The sequence below is a fragment of the Pseudaquabacterium pictum genome (genome assembly GCF_005403045.1).
In the GTDB taxonomy this organism is placed as follows: domain Bacteria; phylum Pseudomonadota; class Gammaproteobacteria; order Burkholderiales; family Burkholderiaceae_C; genus Pseudaquabacterium; species Pseudaquabacterium pictum.
Window position 1 is genome coordinate 111,052 of the sequence record NZ_BJCL01000007.1, and the last position, 16,400, is coordinate 127,451.

The following is a 16,400-nucleotide window of genomic DNA, read 5'->3' on the forward strand; positions in this document are numbered from 1 at the left end:
GTGCAGGCGGCGTGCATTGCAGGCCCGGCTGGCGTGGTGGTGTTGCACGGTGCAACACCGCAGGCCGCCGTCTGCCGACGCCACAGGACCGCCGATGACCAGCACCTCCGAATTGCAAGCCCGGCTGCAGACCGTGCGCGGCCACTACCGCATCAGCCCCTGGATCCAGCCGCGCGACGACGAGGCGCCGCTGCTGCGCTCCTGGCAGCGCTGCCGCGACGCCGGCATGCGCGAGCATGAGCGCATCAGCTTCGAGCTGGTGTCGCGCACGCTGCTGGCCACGCTGGACGACGAGCATGGCGCGCTGGTGCGGTCAGCCCGGCCCGAGACCGAGCGCCTGGCCCAGGCGCTGCGCGGCACCGGCAGCGCGGTGCTGATGTTCAACGCCCGCGGCGTGGTGATCGACCGCCTGTGCCATGAGGCTGCCGCGCCGGCACCGCTGCTGCAGGCCACCCGCAAGGGTGTCAACCTGGCCGAGCGCTGCGTGGGCACCAGTGCCCCGGCGATCAGCCTGGCCGAGGGCGTGCCCTACCTGGTGGGCCGCGATGCGCACTTCTTCGACAACGTGCGGCCGTTCTTCTGCGTGGCCGCGCCGATCGACGGGCCCGATGGTCGCCGCCTGGGCGCGCTGGACATCACCAGCTACGACCAGGTGCCCGGCTTCGATGTGTTCTCGCTGGTCATGGACGCGGCGGCGGCCATCGAGAACAGCCTGTTCCAGCCCGGTCCCGACCGGCTGCTGGTGCACTTCCATCCGCGCGCCGAACTGCTGGGCACGCCGATGGAAGGCCTGCTGCAGGTGGATGCCGCAGGCACCGTGACCGGCGCCAACCGCATGGCCGCACGGCTGCTGTGCACACCCCGCAGCGCGCTGCTGGGCCAGGCCTTCTGCGCGCTGTTCGACCGCCGGCTGCACGGCCTCTTCGCCCAGCCCAGCCGCCAGCGCGCCGACCTGGTGGAAATGCAGACGCATGTGGGCCTGCAGGTGATGGCCCGCTTCGAAGGCGAGGATGCCCGTGAGGGCCTGCGCCAGCTGCTGCAGGCCGACAGCGGCAGCGCCATGCCGGCCGCCACCACAGCGGCGGAAGCCCCGGCCAGCCTGCGCACGCTGGAATGCCAGGCCATCGAGCGCACGCTGGCGGCCATGGGCGGCAATGTCTCGGCCACGGCCAAGGCCCTGGGCATCAGCCGCAACACCATCTACCGGCGCCGGCAGGAGGCCGCCGGCCCGGCCGGTTGAACCTCAGCGCGGGCGCTTCCAGACCGGCGGCACGATCCTGCCGCGGCGCGCCGCCATGACCACCAGCGCGATGCCGGTGGTGGTGCACAGCACCAGCGCCAGCACCGACGACTCGACCCCGAACTGGCCGCCGGTCAGCAGGTCGGGGCCCTGGACGGTGGACCGGACCAGGCCGGGTGCGGCGTCGTTGCCGGAGACGATGCCCGAGAAGATCGCCGACTGGGTGTAGTTCCACGCCATGTGGAAGCCGATGCTCAGCCACAGCCGGCGCGTCAGCATGTAGGCGCCGGCCAGCAGGATGCCGGCCTCGACGGCGATGAACATCGCACCTTCGAGCGTGCCCTGCGGGTTCATCAGGTGCGACAGCCCGAACACCAGCGACGACACGACCAGTGCCGCCCAGCTGCCGAACCAGGTCTCCACCGCGCCGAACAGCACGCCGCGGAACAGCAGTTCCTCGAAGACGCTGGAGCTGATCGCCATCGCCACCGCCGGGACCAGGTAGCTCCATGGATTCAGCCCGGTGATGCGGAAGATGCCCAGGGCCATCAGGATCAGCTCGCAGGCGGTGTACAGGCCCGCGCCGACCAGCAGGCCGATGCCGAACTCGCGCGCCATGCCCTGGGTGGACAGCTCAGCGGCCGACCGGCGCTGGATGAAGTGCGCATGGCCGACATAGACCGCGAAGCCGGCGATGGCCAGTGCGATGGTGTGCTGCACCGCCTTGACCGGCTCGGCGGCGTAGCTGGTCATCACGTCGCCGTTCAGGCCCATCAGCAGCAGCAGCAGGAAGCCCAGCAGCAGGATGCGCGCCGGCGGTGATGCGAGGATGCGGCGCAAGGGGCCGAGGTGGGTGTCGGGCAGGGTCGTCATCGGTGCACGGTCCTTCTCGGTGGTGGGTCCAATCATGCAGGGACGCGGCCTGCGGCGCCATGGCGCGGACACCAGGATACGGCGCCACGGCGCCCGGCAAGACAGCAGCCACACGCGGGTTTGCCACCTCTTGTCATTTTGTAATTACAGGATTATCGTGACGGCATGTCTGATCCCATCCCCCTGCACGGCACCAGCCTGCACGACGGCGTGGCCGCCCGGCTGCGTGAGCTGGTGTTCCAGCATGAACTGCCCCCCGGCCTGTTCATCGACGAACTGGCGCTGGCCGCACGCTGGCAGATCAGCCGCACACCCCTGCGCGAAGCGCTGAAGGTGCTGGCCGCCGAGGGCCTGGTGGAGCTGGTGCCGCGCCGCGGTGCCCGGGTGGTGGCGCTGACCGACGCCGACGCCGAGCAGCTGTTCCCGGTGATGGCGATGCTGGAAGGCCGCTGCGCGCTGGAGGCCACCCGCCGTGCCAGCATCGACGACCTGGCCCAGCTGCAGTCCCTGCACGACAAGCTGGAACGCGCCGCCGCCGCGGCCGATGCCGACGGCTACTACCGCGTCAACCACGACTTCCATTCACTGGTGCAGGCGATCGCCGCCAACCGCTGGCTCGACCGCGCCACCGGCGACCTGCGCCGCTTCATGCGGCTGTGGCGGGGCCGCCAGCTGCAGCTGCCCGGGCGCATCGCCGCCTCGCTGAACGAGCACCGGGTGCTGATGGACGCGATGCAGCAGCGCGACGCCGACCGCGCCAGCCGCGCGATGCACGACCACCTGATGGCCCAGCTCGTCGCCCTGAAGGCGCTGCAGGCCCTGGAACAGGCGCGCCAACATGCCTAGAACCGCCACCCTCCCCCGCAGCCCGTCCGACCGCCTGCTGCGCCCGCTGCTGCTGGATTGCCGCCGCCTGCTGTCCGAGCGCGGCGAGGCCAACGGCCCGGGCATCGCCGCCGGCATCGTGCAGCAGATCGATGCGCTGGCCGACGAGCCGCGCACCCGTTTCTTCGACGCGCTGGCGCGCGACTTCTCGCCCGATCCGCAGCAGGTGCTGGCCGCTGCGCTGGCCTATGCCAAGGCACCGGCCCACAGCGCCCACCTGGTGGCGCTGACCCAGGCGGCCGAGCCGCCGCGGCAGGAGCTGTTCCGCCGCCTCAACCGCGCCCCCGGCGGCACCGCCGCCATCGTGCGGCTGCGCCGGGCGCTGCTGGAGCGGCTGCCGCGCCACCCGGCGCTGGCCGGCGTGGAGCACGACATGCTGCACCTGCTGGGCAGCTGGTTCAACCCCGGCTTCCTGCAGATGCGCAAGGTCGACTGGAACTCGCCCGCGCAGCTGCTGGAGCAGATCATCCGCCACGAGGCGGTGCATGAGATCGACGGCTGGGACGACCTGCGCCGCCGCCTGCAGCCCGACCGCCGCTGCTTCGCCTTCTTCCATCCGCAGCTGCCGGATGAGCCGCTGATCTTCGTGGAGGTGGCGCTGCTGCCCGAGATGGCCGGCGCCATCGCGCCGCTGATCGACAAGAAGAGCACGCCGCTGCCACCCGAGCAGTTCAAGGTGGCGGTGTTCTATTCCATCAGCAACTGCCAGCCCGGGCTGCGCGGCGTGTCGATGGGCAACTTCCTGATCAAGCGGGTGGCCGAGCAACTGAAGCGCGAGCTGCCGCAGCTGCGCACCTTCTGCACCCTGTCGCCCATCCCCGGACTGATGGGCTGGCTGCAGAAGCTGTGCAGCCCGGGCCAGGACGCGGCCCAGGTGGGCGGCGCGCTGGCCGGCCTGCCGGCGGCGGCCACCGAGCGTGCGGTGCATGCGCTGGCCGTGCTGCGCGAGGCCGCCGGCCATGAGCTGCAGGGCCTGGCGCAGCAGGCCAGCCTGGCGGCGCTGCCGTCGGACGCCCACCATGCGCTGTGGCGCCTGGCCGCGCTGTACCTGGTGCACCGCAGCCCGCAGCCGGGCGGTGACCCGGTGGCCCGCTTCCACCTCGACAACGGCGCCCGGCTGGAGCGGCTGAACGCCCAGGCCAACCTGGCGCCCAAGGGCCTGAAGCAGTCGGCCGGGCTGATGGTGAACTACCTCTACGACCTGGCGCGCATCGAACATTGCCACGACAAATTCGTGCAGGGCCGGGTGGTACATTCCCGCGCCCTGTCGACCCTGCTCTGAGACGTTGCGAGAGACCGCATCACGCGAAGAACAGCGGGCGCCAGAGCCCGCACCATGACAGGAGACACCATGAAGAACGCACGCACCGCACGCCGCGCCTGCCTGGCCGCCGCTGCCCTGGCCCTGGCTGCCCCCTGGCAGGCCGCCACCGCCCAGGCCTGGCCCACCAAGCCGGTCAACATCATCGTGCCCTTCCCCGCCGGTGGCGGCACCGATGCCTTTGCCCGGCCGCTGTTCGCCGCCATGGCCAAGGCCAGCGGCAAGCAGTTCATCATCGACAACAAGGGCGGTGCCGGCGGCACGCTGGGCGCCGGCCTGGCCGCCCGCGCGGCACCCGACGGCTACACCTTCTTCATGGGCGCGGTGCACCATGCCATCGCGCCGTCGATGTACCCCAAGCTCGACTACAACATCGAGAACGACTTCATCCCGGTGGGCCTGGTCAGCAGCGTGCCGCAGGTCATCGTGGTGAACCCGCAGCGCGTGCCGACCACCGACCTGAAGGGCTTGCTGGAATTCCTGCGCAAGAACCCCGCCAAGCTCAACTACGGCTCGGCCGGCAACGGCACCAGCCACCACCTGGCCGGCGAGCTGTTCAAGCTGCAGACCAAGACCTTCATCACCCACATCCCCTACCGCGGCGCCGGCCCGGCCCTGCAGGACCTGATCGCCGGCCAGGTGGACCTGATGTTCGACGGCCTGGGCTCGTCGGCCGCGCACATCAAGAACGGCCGCATCAAGGCGCTGGCGGTGGCTTCGCCCACCCGCGCGCCCGGCTTCCCCGACGTGCCCACCAGCACCGAGGGCGGCGTGCCGACGTACCAGGTGGCCACCTGGTACGGCCTGTGGGCGCCCAAGGGCACGCCGCAAGCCGCTGTCGACGCGATGACCGCCGAGCTGAAGAAGGCGCTGGGCAGCGACGAGCTGAAGACCGCCTGGGCCGGCCTGGGCGCCAACCCGCCCAACCTGTGGGGGCCGGACTTCGGCCGCTTCGTCGGCAGCGAGATCAAGCGCTGGGCCGATGTCGTCAAGGGCTCTGGAGCCAAGCTGGACTGAGCGATGACCGCGAACGCCAACCTCTTCGTCGCGCTGCGCGCGGCCTTCCCGGCCGATCTGACGGCCACCGCCGTCGAGGTGGCCGACGGCCCCCACGCCGGCGCCCACTACAGCTGGGCCGACCTGGACCGCGGCACGGCCATGCTGGCCAACCTGCTGCAGAGCCTGGGCCTGCCCGCCGGCAGCCGGGTGGCGGTGCAGACCGAGAAGAGCGTCGAGGCGCTGATGCTCTACCTGGCGGTGCTGCGGGCGGGCCACGTGTTCCTGCCACTGAACACCGCCTACCAGGCCGCCGAGATCGGCTACTTCATCGGCAATGCCGAGCCGGCGGTGGTGGTGTGCTCGCCGAAGAACTTCGCCTGGGTCAGCCGCATCGCGTTTTCCGCCGGCACCGGCCATGTGTTCACCCTGGGCGAGGCACGGGATGGCACGCTGCTGGAACGCGCCGCGGCCCAGCCCGACCAGCACACGCCGGCGGTGCGCACCGCCGACGACCTGGCCGCCATCCTCTACACCAGCGGCACCACCGGGCGCAGCAAGGGTGCGATGCTCAGCCATGGCAACTTGGCTGAAAACGCGCTGACGCTGAAGGCCTACTGGGACTGGCAGCCTGGCGACGTGCTGATCCACGCGCTGCCGATCTTCCATGTGCACGGCCTGTTCGTCGCCAGCCATGGCGCGCTGCTCAACGGCAGCAAGATGGTGTGGTTCGGCAAGTTCGACCCCAAGGCCACCATCGCCCGCATGGCCGGCGCCACGGTGATGATGGGCGTGCCCACGCTGTATGTGCGCATGCTGGCCGAGCCCACGCTGACGCGCGAGGCGGTGCAGACGATGCGGCTGTTCATCAGCGGCTCGGCGCCGCTGCTGGTGGAAACCTTCGACAGCTGGACCGAGCGCACCGGCCATGTGCTGCTGGAACGCTACGGCATGAGCGAGACGGTGATGCTGACCAGCAACCCCTGCCGTGCGGCCGACGGCCCGCGCCGCCGCGGCACCGTGGGCCCGGCCCTGCCCGGCGTGCAGCTGCGGGTGATCGACGATGCCGGCACGCCCTGCCCCACCGGCACCATCGGCCACATCCAGGTGCAGGGCCCCAACGTGTTCGCCGGCTACTGGCGCATGCCGGAGAAGACGGCCGAGGAGTTCACCGTCGATGAACAGGGCCAGAAGTGGTTCAAGACCGGCGATGTCGGCAAGGTGGAGGCAGACCGCTACGTCACCATCGTCGGCCGCAGCAAGGACCTGATCATCAGCGGCGGCTACAACATCTACCCCGCCGAGATCGAGGGCTTCCTCAACGACATGCCCGGCGTGGCCGAGTCGGCGGTGATCGGCGTGCCGCACCCCGACTTCGGCGAAGGCGTGGTGGCCGTGGTGGTGGCCCACCCGGGCGCCACGCTGGACCCGGCGGCGATGATCGGCCAGCTCAAGGCCAGCATCGCCAACTTCAAGGTGCCCAAGCACCTGTTCGTGGTGGCCGACCTGCCGCGCAATGCCATGGGCAAGGTGCAGAAGAACCTGCTGCGGGAGCAGCACCGGGCCCTCTTCGGCTGAGCGCGCCGGCCGCACATTTGCGCGGCCGGAGGGCATCTGATCCGGGGCTTGCCAGGCGGGCCCCGCTCCTAAGCTGGCGGGCATCGCCGGCGGGTTTGCGCGCCGCGCACGACACCGCCGGAGACCCCCGATGCACCCCGCCCAGAGACTGGCCCTGGCCGCCCTGGCCTGGCTGGCCGCCACCGGCAGCCTGGCCGCTGACCCGACGGTCTACAACGACGACATTCCCCACGGCACGGCGCGCTTTGACGCGGTGGTGGCCGATGCGGGCGCGGTGCTGCAGCTGCAGCCGCTGCGGCTGCTGGAGGACGGCGCCCGCCAGTTCATGCTGCCCGACTTCACCATCCGCGCCGGTGATGGCCGTCCGCGCCTGGTCGACGACGACTACAACCAGCTGCGCGCCTCCGGCCATGCGGGCGCGCTGTCGGGCGAGGCGGTGGCCATCGTGCCGTCCACACCGGCGGTCGGTGCGGGGCTGTCTTTCCAGTTCAAGCAGCCGGTCAACGCCTTCGGCATCGAGGTGGGCGACTGGGGCACCTGCTGCTTCGCGTCCAGCCTCTTCATCGCCTTCGACGGCGGCGCCGTCCGGCAGGTGGCCACCGCGCGCAGCGCCAGCGACAACCCGGGCATGGCGCGTTACGGCCAGGCCACCAATTTCATCGGTGCGATCGACACCAGCGGCCAGTTCCAGCAGATCACGCTGTACGGCGACGGCGTGGGCGAGTACCTGGTGGCCGGCGGCACCATCCGCTATGCCAGCCTGCCGCTGGGCAGCGTGACGGCCGTGCCGGAGCCGCCCGCCGTGGCGCTGTGGCTGGCCGGCCTGCTGGCCCTGGCCCATCTGCGCCGCCGCCGCGGCGCCCAGCGCCAGCCGCGCTGGAACGGCCTGCCCCGCATGCACTAGCCGGGCCGCTGGCAGGGGCGGCCGCTCAGCCGCCGCCTTGCGCCTTGGCGAAGCGCGCATCGCGCCAGGCGATGGCCTCGCGCATGCCGCGTTCCCGCGCGATGTCCATGAAGGCGCGCTTGTCGGGTGAGCCATGGCTCTCGATGGTGTGGTCGATGTCCAGCGCCATGCGCAGCGCGGTGGGCATGCCCTGGATGTCGTAGGTGCGGTTCAGCGCCTTCTTGGTCTGCGCCACCAGGTTCGGGTCCATCAGCGCCATGCCACGCGCGGTGCGCAGCGCCTCGGTCAGGTGGGTGCCGGGCGCCACCACCCGGCTCACCAGGCCCATGGCCAGCGCCTCGCGCGCGGGGATGCGGTCGTCGGCCGACAGGATGATGCGCTTGGCCTGCTTGGGGCTGGTCATCCAGGGCAGCAGCAGCGTCACGATGCCGGCGCCGAACTTCAGCTCGGGCTCGCCGAAGGTGGCGTCCTCGTCGGCGATGGTGATGTCGCAGGCCATGGCCAGCTCGAACGCGCCCGCCAGGCAGGCGCCATGCACCGCGGCGATGGTGGGCTTGGGGCTGTTCCAGAACCGCATCGTGGTGTCGAAGTCCAGGTCGAGGATGGCGCGCCACACCGCATCGCCCTCGGGCTTCTGCGCCATCTGGGCCTTCAGGTCGAAGCCGGATGAAAACGCCCGGCCGGCACCGCTGACCACGATCACCCGCACGTCGGCATCGGCCTCGGCCTGGTCCATCGCGGCGTTGATCTCGTGCAGCGCGCCGGCATGCAGCGCGTTCAGCCGCTCGGGCCGGTTCAGGGTGAGCTGGGCGACATGGTCGGCCACGCTGTAGGTGATGGATTGGAAGCTCATCGCATGTCCTGGGTGGGGGATGTCAGGGGTCCAGCGGCCGGGTCTGGCCGGCGGCGATCAGCGCGCCCAGCGCGCCACGGTCGGCCTTGCCGGTGCGGCCCAGCGGCAGCGCGTCGGCCACATGCCAGGCATCGGGGTGCTTGAACTTCTCCAGCCGGCCGGCCAGGTGCTGGCGCAGTGCGGCCACGGTCAGCGCCGTGCCGCTGCGCGGCACCACCAGCACATGGATGCGCTCGCCCAGGACCGCGTCGGCCACGCCGGTCACCATGGCGGCGGCAACGTCGGGGTGGGCGCTGAGCGCCTGCTCCACTTCCACCGGCGTCAGCTTGTGGCCGCCGCGGCTGATCAGCTCCTTCTGGCGACCCATCAGCTCGACCAGGCCATCGGCATGCTGGCGCGCCAGGTCTCCGGTGCGGAACCAGCCGTCCTGGAAGGCGGCGGCGGTGAGATCCGGTGCATCCAGGTAGCCGGCCAGCAGGAACGGGCTGCGCAGCTGCAGCTCGCCCACGGCGCCCGGTGCCACCGGTGCGCCGGCGGCATCGGCGATGCGGTGCTGCACCTGCGGTGACGGCCGGCCGATGCAGCCGGGGCGTTGGGCTGCATCGGCCGGGAAGGCGAAGAAATCGCAGGTGGACGTCTCGGTCAGGCCGTAGATGTCGATCAGCTGGGTGCCGCTGAACTGCTGGCGCAGCGTGGCGGCCAGCGACAGGCCCAGCAGCTCGCCGCCGATCAGCATCTGCCGCAGGCTGCCCTGCTGCACCACCCGAGCGATGGCCGGCGCCAGCGACGGATCGGTCAGCACCATGCGCATCATCGTGGGCACCAGGCCCACCTGGGTGATGCGCTCGCGGGCCAAGGTGGCCAGGAAGCCGGCGGCATCGAAGCTGGCCGCCATCACCAGCGTGCCGCCGCGCAGCAGCGTCAGCAGGGCCACCCACAGGCCGAAGCCGAAGCTCAGGTTCAGCACCAGCAGCGTGCGGTCGGTGGGCTGGAACTGCAGCAGGCCGTCGATCTGCTGCAGCTTGCCGCCGAAGGCCGCATGGGTGAGGACCACGCCCTTGGGCTGGCCGGTGGAGCCCGAGGTGAAGATGATGAAGGCGGCGCTGTCCAGCAGCGGGCGCGGCCGCGGCGGGGTGGCGGCCCAGCGTTGCAGCGCAGGGGCGGCGCTGGCATCGGGCCAGTCGAGCCCCAGGCGCGCGCCGGTGCGCTGCTGCAGCGCGGTCAGCAGCGCTTGGGGCGTGCTGCGGTGCACCGCCACCACCACGCCACCGGCCAGCCACACCGCCAGCAGCGCTGCGACGTCGCCCGGCTGGTTGGACACCATCACCAGCACCGGCTCGTCGGCTTGCAGGCCGGCGGCGCGCAGTTGCGCTGCCGCGGCGCTGGCCTGGTCGGCCAGGGCGCGGTAGCTGACCTGCGCCGCCGGCGCCTGCAGCGCCACGGCACCGCTGAACTGGCGGCAGGCCTGCAGCAGCGCGGCACCCAAGCGATCGGACATGGTGTCTCCTGGCAAGCGGGTGATCTTCAGCGCCAGGCCGCTGCAACGCCATTGACGGAAACGCCCAGGCCCCGGTTGCACCGCTGCAGCGCGGCGCGGCGAGAATCCGCGCTCCTCCACACCCACACGGAACAGGTGCGCCCATGCCCAAGGAATTCGACATCGTCGTGCACGGCGCCACCGGCTTCACCGGCCGGCTGGTCATCGAGTACCTGCTGACCCGCGGCGACACCGGCCTGCGCTGGGCCATGGGCGGGCGCAGCATCGAGAAGCTGGCCGCCGTGCGCGATGAAGTGGGCGCGCCCGCCAGCACGCCGCTGGTGGTGACCGACAGCGCCGACCCTGCCAGCCTGGCCGCGCTGATGGCCCGCACCCGCCTGGTGCTGACCACCGTGGGCCCGTACCAGCTGTACGGCAGCGCCCTGGTGCAGGCCTGCGCAGTACACGGCGTCGACTATGTCGACCTGTGCGGCGAGCCGGCCTGGATGCGCCAGATGATCGACGCCCACCATGCCGCGGCCCAGGCCAGCGGCGCGCGCATCGTCTTCAGCTGCGGTTTCGATTCCATCCCGTTCGACCTGGGCGTGCTGATGCTGCAGGACCAGATGGTGCAGCGCTTCGGCGCGCCGGCACCGCGGGTGCGCGGCCGGGTGCGCAAGATGAAGGGCACCTTCTCCGGCGGCACCGCCGCCAGCCTGAAGGCCACGATGGCCGCGGCCGCCACCCAGCCGGGCGTGCTGGACCTGCTGCGCAACCCGTTTGCGCTGACGCCGGGCTTCGAGGGACCGAAGCAGCCGTCGGGGAACAAGCCGATGGTCGATGAGGCCCTCAGCGATGGAACTGGCACCGACACCTGGGTGGCGCCGTTCGTGATGGCGGCGATCAACACCCGCAATGTGCACCGCAGCAACTTCCTGCTCCAGCAGGCCTGGGGAGCCGACTTCGTCTACGACGAGATGCTGGTCACCGGCCCGGGCGAGAAAGGCCAGGCCATCGCCGAGGCGGTGGCCGCCGACAAGAGCCTGGCCAGCGACGACGGCCCCAAGCCGGGCGAAGGCCCGTCGCGCGCCGAGCGCGAGGCCGGCTTCTACGATGTGCTGTTCCTCGGCACCGGCCGCAACGGCGAGACCCTGCGGGTGGGTGTGCAGGGCGACCGCGACCCGGGCTACGGCAGCACCTCGAAGATGATCGCCGAGTCGGCGATGTGCCTGCTGCAGGACGCCACCAGCACGCCGGGTGGCATCTGGACCCCGGCGGCTGCCATGGGCCAGCGGCTGATCGACCGGCTGCAGGCGCATGCCGGCCTGCGCTTCGCCGTCGAAGCCCCCTGAAGCGGTCAGCTGGCGACGACCGCCAGCACCTGGCCTTCGCTGACCGGATCGCCCTCGCCGACCAGCAGCTCGCGCAGCGTGCCGCCGGCGGGCGCATCCAGCGGGATCTCCATCTTCATCGACTCGATGATCAGGATGGTGTCGCCTTCGGCGAGGCTGGCGCCTGCCTGGCGCTCGACCTTCCAGACGGTACCGGTCACTTGGGATTCGATGCGGTGGATGGCCATGCGCGGGTGTCCTGCAGGAAGGGGTCAGACAGGGCGCCACGGTACGCCAGCCGGCCCGGCGGCCCGCCCCGGGAAAGCACTGCAAAGTGGGCGACAGCCGGCCGCCACCAACAGGCGCACGCTGCAGGGGACTCCACCGCAGAGGCCACCGCATGACCTGGACCCCCGAACTCGACGAACTGGCCAGGCGCACCGCCATGGCCCACCAGATGGGCGGAGCCGACAAGGTCAAGCGCCAGCACGACGCCGGCCGCCTCACGGTGCGCGAGCGCATCACCGGCCTGCTGGACAAGGACAGCTTCCACGAAGTGGGCGCGCTCTCCGGCATCGGCACGTACAACCCCGACGGGTCGGTCCAGGACGTGACACCGGCCAACTGCGTGTTCGGCCGCGGCCGCATCGACGGCAAGCCGGTGGTGGTGGTGGGCGACGACTTCACCGTGCGCGGCGGTTCGGCCGATGCGTCCATCGCTGCCAAGCCGCTGATGGCCGAGGACATGGCCGCCGACTTCCGCCTGCCCATCATCCGCATCATCGAAGGCTCGGGCGGCGGCGGCTCGGTCAAGACCATCGAGACCAAGGGCGCCAGCAACCTGCCCGGCGGCATCGGCGAAAGCTCACGCGGCTTCTACATGATGACCGCCAACCTGGCCCAGGTGCCGGTGGTGGGCCTGGGCCTGGGCTCGGTGGCCGGGCTGGGCGCGGCGCGGCTGGCGTCCAGTCACTTCTCGGTGATGACACGCGATTCGGCGATGTTCGTCGCCGGCCCGCCGCTGGTGGCCCGCCTGGGCCAGACACTGACCAAGCAGGAACTGGGCGGCGCCGACATCCAGACCAAGGCCGGCGCCATCGACAACATGGCCGAGACCGAGGAAGACGCCTTCGCCCAGGCACGGCGCTTCCTGTCCTACCTGCCGTCGTCGGTGCACGGCTTGCCGCCGGTGCTGGCCCCCACCGACGACCCCGCGCGCGCCGACGAGAGCCTGATGAAGGCCGTGCCGCGCAACCGCCGCAGCGTCTACAAGATGCGGCCGATCATCCAGAGCGTGGTCGACCAGGGCAGCTTCTTCGAGATGGGCGCCAACTTCGGCCGCAGCATCATCGCCGGCCTGGCCCGCATCGACGGCCATCCGCTGCTGCTGCTGGCCAGCGACCCATACCACTACGGCGGCGCCTGGAGCGCCGACACCTGCCAGAAGGTGATCCGCTACATCGACCTGGCCGAGACCTTCCACCTGCCCATCGTCTACCTGATGGACTGCCCCGGCTTCATGATCGGGCAGGAGGCCGAACGCACAGCCACCATCCGCATGGGCGTGCGCGCCATGGCGGCCCAGAGCCAGACCACGGTGCCGTGGTGCACGGTGATCATCCGCAATGCCTTCGGCGTGGCCGGTGCCGCGCACAAGCCGTTCAACCGGCTGAGCCTGCGCTATGCCTGGCTGTCGGCCTACTGGGGCAGCCTGCCGCTGGAAGGCGGCATCGAGGCCGCCTACCGCGCCGACATCGAGGCCGCCGACGACCCCAAGGCCGAGCTGCTGAAGATCGAGGCCCGGCTGAACGCGCTGCGCTCGCCGTTCCGCAGTGCCGAGAAGTTCTGGGTCGAGGAGATCATCGATCCGCGCCAGACGCGCAAGCAGCTGGTCGACTTCATGCACCTGGCCGAGCCGCTGCGCACGCCGGGCAAGACCAGCTTTGCAATGCGCCCCTGAAGGAGCCCGCACCATGGCCGACACCGACATCCTGTACGACGTTTCGCAGCGCATCGCCACCGTCACGCTGAACCGGCCCGACCGGCTGAACGCCTACACCGCCAGCCTGGGCGAGCAGCTGCGCGCCGCGATGCGCCGCGCCACCGACGACCCCGGCGTGCGGGTGATCATCCTCACCGGCGCGGGCCGCGGCTTCTGCGCCGGCGCCGACATGGACAACCTGGCCGCCGGCACCGCCAGCGGCGGCGCCACGTTGGCGGCCGAGAACCCGAAGGCTCTGCCGCAGCCGTTCGACCCCGCCAGCAGCCCCGACTACCAGACGGTGCACAGCTACTTCCCGGCCGTGCCCAAGCCGATCATCGCGGCCATCAACGGCGCCTGCGCCGGCCTGGGCCTGGTGTACGCGCTGTACTGCGACCAGCGCTTTGCCGCAGCCGGCGCCAAGTTCACCACCGCCTTCGCCCGCCGCGGGCTGATCGCCGAGCACGGCATCAGCCACACGCTGCCGCGCCTGGTGGGGCTGAGCAAGGCGCTGGACCTGCTGGTCTCGGCCCGCAAGTTCGACGCCGACGAGGCGCTGCGCCTGGGCGTGGTCGACCGGGTGCTGCCGCCCGACCAGCTGATGGCGGCCACCCGCGCCTACGCGCTCGACCTGGCCGACAACGTGTCGCCACGCTCGATGGCGGTGATCAAGCGCCAGCTCTGGGCGGTGGATCAACTGAGCATGCGCCAGGCCATCGAGGTCGGCAACCAGGAGATGCTGGCCAGCTTCGGCAGTGAAGACTTCAAGGAAGGCGTGGCCCACTTCGTGGAGAAGCGGCCGGCTGCGTTCACCGGGCGCTAGACCCTCCGCCAGGTCCGAGATCCCCTGCGCTGCACGGCGGCGCCGATACACTGGTTGCGACAACCAGTGTCCAAGGGGAAAGGAACACGGATGCGCAGCTTGATCGGCCGCCTGTTGCTCGCGTTTGGCATCGCGGGGCTGGTCTGTGCCACTGCAGCGGCCCAGCGGCGCCCTGCGGATGTGCCGGTGGCGGATTTCTTCAAGCGTCCCGCGCTGGACCAGGTCAAGCTGTCACCCGACGGCAGCCGCATCGCGATGCTGGTGCCCGGCCCGGACGGACGCAACGCGCTGGCCGTGGCCGATGTCGCGACGCCTGGCAAGCGGGTCGGCATCGCCAAGTTCAGCGATGCCGACATCCTGACGGTCCACTGGGTCAACGACCGTCGGCTGATCATGTCGCTGATCGATTTCCAGGCGCCAACCGGCGAGCAGCTCTTCGAGGGTCTGTATGCCGTCAATGCGGACGGGAGCGACTTCGTGTTCCTGGTCGGCCGCGGCCGCGGCTTCGAGAGCGAAGGCCATCTGGCGATCCGTCCGCTGCGCTGGAACCATGAATTCGTGCGCACCGTGCAGGATGGCTCGGACGACGTGATCGTGCGGCGCTTCGAGATCTGGCGATTCGACGGCAACCCGCTCCCGACCACCCTGTTGCGCCTGAACACGGCGACGAAGGCAACCCGCGAACTGGTCCGGGGTCCAGCACCACTGGGCCGCGATTGGGTGCTCGACCGCGCGGGCGTTCCGCGCGCAGTGACGAGTTTCGACGCGAAGGGGGGTGTCCGGGTCCATGTGCGGGAGGCCGACGGTGACGCCTGGACGCAGGTGCTCGAGTTCGATGGCATCGATCCACCGCGCACGGCCTTCCAGCCGGTGGATTTCGACTTCGATGGCCGGATGATCGTCTCCGCCCAGCGCGGCGACGAGGCGCGCACGGCGGCGCTCTACCACTGGGACGCCCAGCGGAAATCCCTGGCTGCCGAGCCGTTTCTGGCGCTGAAGGGCTACGACGTCGAGGGCGGGCTCCTGTTTGACCGTCCCTCACGCCGATTGATCGGCGTACGCGTGGTGACCGACGCCGCGGGCGTGGCGTGGCTGGACGACGAGATGCGCGGCCTGCAGGACCGCATCGACCAGTTGCTGCCGGGCACGAACAACGTGCTGATGTGCGACACGGCCTGCAAGCAGCAGCAGCGCTACATCGTGACGGCGTTCTCCGACCGGCAACCGGTCGCGCATTTCCTGTTCGACAAGCGCAAGGAAGGCCGGGACGCGCTGACGCTGATCGGTGCCTCGCGGCCCTGGATCGATGCCAGCCTGATGGCGGTGCAGGAGCTGGTGCGCATCCGCGCGCGGGACGGGCTGGAGATGCCGGTCTCCATCACGCGACCCCAGGGCCAGGGGCCCTGGCCTGCCGTGCTGCTGGTGCATGGCGGCCCCAATGTGCGCGGCACCCGATGGGAATGGGAGGCCGATGCGCAGTTTCTCGCCTCGCGCGGCTATCTGGTCATCGAGCCGGAGTTCCGCGGCAGCACCGGCTACGGGGACAGGTTGTTCCGTGCGGGTTGGAAGCAATGGGGCCTGGCGATGCAGGACGACGTGACCGACGCGGCCCGCTGGGCCGTGGCGCAGGGCCTGGCCGATCCGAAACGTCTGGTGATTGCCGGCGCGAGCTATGGCGGCTATGCGGCCATGATGGGCCTGGTCAAGGATCCCGAGTTCTACCGCGCCGGCATCAACTGGGTCGGTGTCACCGACATCGGGCTGATGTACACCGTGGGCTGGAGCGACTATGCCGGCTCCATCTGGCAGCGCTACGGCATGCCGCGGCTGGTGGGCGATCCCGTGAAGGACAAGGACCAGCTTGACGCGACATCGCCGCTGAAGCGGGCTGCCGAGATCGTGCGGCCGGTGCTGATGGCCTACGGCGCGGAAGACTACCGGGTGCCCCTGCCGCACGGCACGAAGATGCGCGACGCCCTGAAGGCGGCCGGCAAGGTGGAGGTCGAATGGGTCCTGTACCCGCGGGAAGGCCATGGCTTCATGCTCGAGAAGAACCGGATCGACTTCTGGCGCCGCGTGGAAGCGTTCCTGGCCCGGCACACGCGCTGAACCCACGTGTTGGGGGCGCGACGCCGGTC

At 70.8% G+C, this 16,400-nt stretch carries 14 protein-coding genes; 10 read left to right on the forward strand and 4 right to left on the reverse strand.

Annotated elements, in window-relative coordinates; translation table 11 throughout:
* The first annotated feature begins 94 nt into the window (after positions 1-94).
* Positions 95-1,240 (forward strand): helix-turn-helix domain-containing protein, encoded by a 1,146-nt coding sequence (locus FFT10_RS14685; protein WP_162520805.1) that lies wholly within the window; start codon positions 95-97, stop codon positions 1,238-1,240.
* A 3-nt stretch (positions 1,241-1,243) separates the two neighbouring features.
* Here the strand turns inward: FFT10_RS14685 and FFT10_RS14690 are convergent, their stop codons facing one another.
* Positions 1,244-2,113: a CPBP family intramembrane glutamic endopeptidase gene (locus tag FFT10_RS14690; RefSeq protein ID WP_137733599.1), complete on the reverse strand. Its 870-nt coding sequence runs from the start codon at positions 2,111-2,113 to the stop codon at positions 1,244-1,246.
* Positions 2,114-2,278: 165 nt separating this feature from the next.
* On the opposite strand from FFT10_RS14690, the gene FFT10_RS14695 reads away from it, so the two are divergent.
* From FFT10_RS14695 to FFT10_RS14715, 5 genes are all read left to right on the forward strand, one after another.
* The gene (locus tag FFT10_RS14695; protein WP_137733600.1) at positions 2,279-2,959 is read left to right on the forward strand and encodes a GntR family transcriptional regulator; all 681 of its coding nucleotides are present in this window, start codon (positions 2,279-2,281) and stop codon (positions 2,957-2,959) included.
* Positions 2,952-4,280, forward strand: a complete 1,329-nt coding sequence (locus FFT10_RS14700; protein WP_137733601.1) for a malonyl-CoA decarboxylase domain-containing protein — start codon at positions 2,952-2,954, stop codon at positions 4,278-4,280. The genes FFT10_RS14695 and FFT10_RS14700 overlap by 8 nt, the downstream gene beginning before the upstream one ends.
* A 69-nt stretch (positions 4,281-4,349) precedes the next feature.
* Positions 4,350-5,336, forward strand: coding sequence for a Bug family tripartite tricarboxylate transporter substrate binding protein (locus FFT10_RS14705; RefSeq protein ID WP_137733602.1), 987 nt, complete (start codon positions 4,350-4,352; stop codon positions 5,334-5,336).
* A 3-nt stretch (positions 5,337-5,339) separates the two neighbouring features.
* Positions 5,340-6,893, forward strand: a complete 1,554-nt coding sequence (locus tag FFT10_RS14710; protein ID WP_137733603.1) for a malonate--CoA ligase — start codon at positions 5,340-5,342, stop codon at positions 6,891-6,893.
* 130 nt (positions 6,894-7,023) lie between these two features.
* Positions 7,024-7,797: a hypothetical protein gene (locus FFT10_RS14715; protein WP_137733604.1), complete on the forward strand. Its 774-nt coding sequence runs from the start codon at positions 7,024-7,026 to the stop codon at positions 7,795-7,797.
* A 25-nt stretch (positions 7,798-7,822) separates the two neighbouring features.
* On the opposite strand, the gene FFT10_RS14720 is transcribed toward FFT10_RS14715, so the two are convergent.
* Positions 7,823-8,650, reverse strand: a complete 828-nt coding sequence (locus FFT10_RS14720) for an enoyl-CoA hydratase/isomerase family protein (RefSeq protein WP_137733605.1) — start codon at positions 8,648-8,650, stop codon at positions 7,823-7,825.
* Positions 8,651-8,672: 22 nt separating this feature from the next.
* Positions 8,673-10,148 (reverse strand): class I adenylate-forming enzyme family protein, encoded by a 1,476-nt coding sequence (locus tag FFT10_RS14725; RefSeq protein WP_137733606.1) that lies wholly within the window; start codon positions 10,146-10,148, stop codon positions 8,673-8,675.
* Positions 10,149-10,291: 143 nt separating this feature from the next.
* Here FFT10_RS14725 and FFT10_RS14730 point away from each other — a divergent pair, with 143 nt between their 5' ends.
* Positions 10,292-11,479, forward strand: a complete 1,188-nt coding sequence (locus FFT10_RS14730; protein WP_137733607.1) for a saccharopine dehydrogenase family protein — start codon at positions 10,292-10,294, stop codon at positions 11,477-11,479.
* 5 nt (positions 11,480-11,484) lie between these two features.
* Here FFT10_RS14730 and FFT10_RS14735 read toward each other — a convergent pair whose 3' ends face one another.
* Positions 11,485-11,706: an acyl-CoA carboxylase biotin carboxyl carrier protein subunit gene (locus tag FFT10_RS14735; protein WP_137733608.1), complete on the reverse strand. Its 222-nt coding sequence runs from the start codon at positions 11,704-11,706 to the stop codon at positions 11,485-11,487.
* 152 nt (positions 11,707-11,858) lie between these two features.
* On the opposite strand from FFT10_RS14735, the gene FFT10_RS14740 reads away from it, so the two are divergent.
* The 3 genes from FFT10_RS14740 (at position 11,859) to FFT10_RS14750 (ending at position 16,371) form a co-directional block, all read left to right on the forward strand.
* Positions 11,859-13,418: an acyl-CoA carboxylase subunit beta gene (locus FFT10_RS14740; RefSeq protein WP_137733609.1), complete on the forward strand. Its 1,560-nt coding sequence runs from the start codon at positions 11,859-11,861 to the stop codon at positions 13,416-13,418.
* 13 nt (positions 13,419-13,431) lie between these two features.
* Entirely contained in the window at positions 13,432-14,262 is an 831-nt protein-coding gene (locus FFT10_RS14745; protein ID WP_137733610.1) for an enoyl-CoA hydratase, read from the forward strand.
* A gap of 90 nt (positions 14,263-14,352) precedes the next feature.
* Positions 14,353-16,371, forward strand: a complete 2,019-nt coding sequence (locus FFT10_RS14750) for a S9 family peptidase (RefSeq protein WP_137733611.1) — start codon at positions 14,353-14,355, stop codon at positions 16,369-16,371.
* The last annotated feature ends 29 nt before the right edge of the window (positions 16,372-16,400 follow it).

What these genes read in the sequence shown, in the direction of transcription:
- FFT10_RS14695 (WP_137733600.1), top strand. Translation starts at nt 2,279, where the DNA reads ATGTCTGATCCCATCCCCCTGCACGGCACCAGCCTGCACGACGGCGTG.
- FFT10_RS14725 (WP_137733606.1), bottom strand. Translation starts at nt 10,148, where the DNA reads ATGTCCGATCGCTTGGGTGCCGCGCTGCTGCAGGCCTGCCGCCAGTTC.
- FFT10_RS14750 (WP_137733611.1), top strand. Translation starts at nt 14,353, where the DNA reads ATGCGCAGCTTGATCGGCCGCCTGTTGCTCGCGTTTGGCATCGCGGGG.
- FFT10_RS14745 (WP_137733610.1), top strand. Translation starts at nt 13,432, where the DNA reads ATGGCCGACACCGACATCCTGTACGACGTTTCGCAGCGCATCGCCACC.
- FFT10_RS14705 (WP_137733602.1), top strand. Translation starts at nt 4,350, where the DNA reads ATGAAGAACGCACGCACCGCACGCCGCGCCTGCCTGGCCGCCGCTGCC.
- FFT10_RS14740 (WP_137733609.1), top strand. Translation starts at nt 11,859, where the DNA reads ATGACCTGGACCCCCGAACTCGACGAACTGGCCAGGCGCACCGCCATG.
- FFT10_RS14685 (WP_162520805.1), top strand. Translation starts at nt 95, where the DNA reads ATGACCAGCACCTCCGAATTGCAAGCCCGGCTGCAGACCGTGCGCGGC.
- FFT10_RS14690 (WP_137733599.1), bottom strand. Translation starts at nt 2,113, where the DNA reads ATGACGACCCTGCCCGACACCCACCTCGGCCCCTTGCGCCGCATCCTC.
- FFT10_RS14700 (WP_137733601.1), top strand. Translation starts at nt 2,952, where the DNA reads ATGCCTAGAACCGCCACCCTCCCCCGCAGCCCGTCCGACCGCCTGCTG.
- FFT10_RS14715 (WP_137733604.1), top strand. Translation starts at nt 7,024, where the DNA reads ATGCACCCCGCCCAGAGACTGGCCCTGGCCGCCCTGGCCTGGCTGGCC.
- FFT10_RS14730 (WP_137733607.1), top strand. Translation starts at nt 10,292, where the DNA reads ATGCCCAAGGAATTCGACATCGTCGTGCACGGCGCCACCGGCTTCACC.
- FFT10_RS14720 (WP_137733605.1), bottom strand. Translation starts at nt 8,650, where the DNA reads ATGAGCTTCCAATCCATCACCTACAGCGTGGCCGACCATGTCGCCCAG.
- FFT10_RS14735 (WP_137733608.1), bottom strand. Translation starts at nt 11,706, where the DNA reads ATGGCCATCCACCGCATCGAATCCCAAGTGACCGGTACCGTCTGGAAG.
- FFT10_RS14710 (WP_137733603.1), top strand. Translation starts at nt 5,340, where the DNA reads ATGACCGCGAACGCCAACCTCTTCGTCGCGCTGCGCGCGGCCTTCCCG.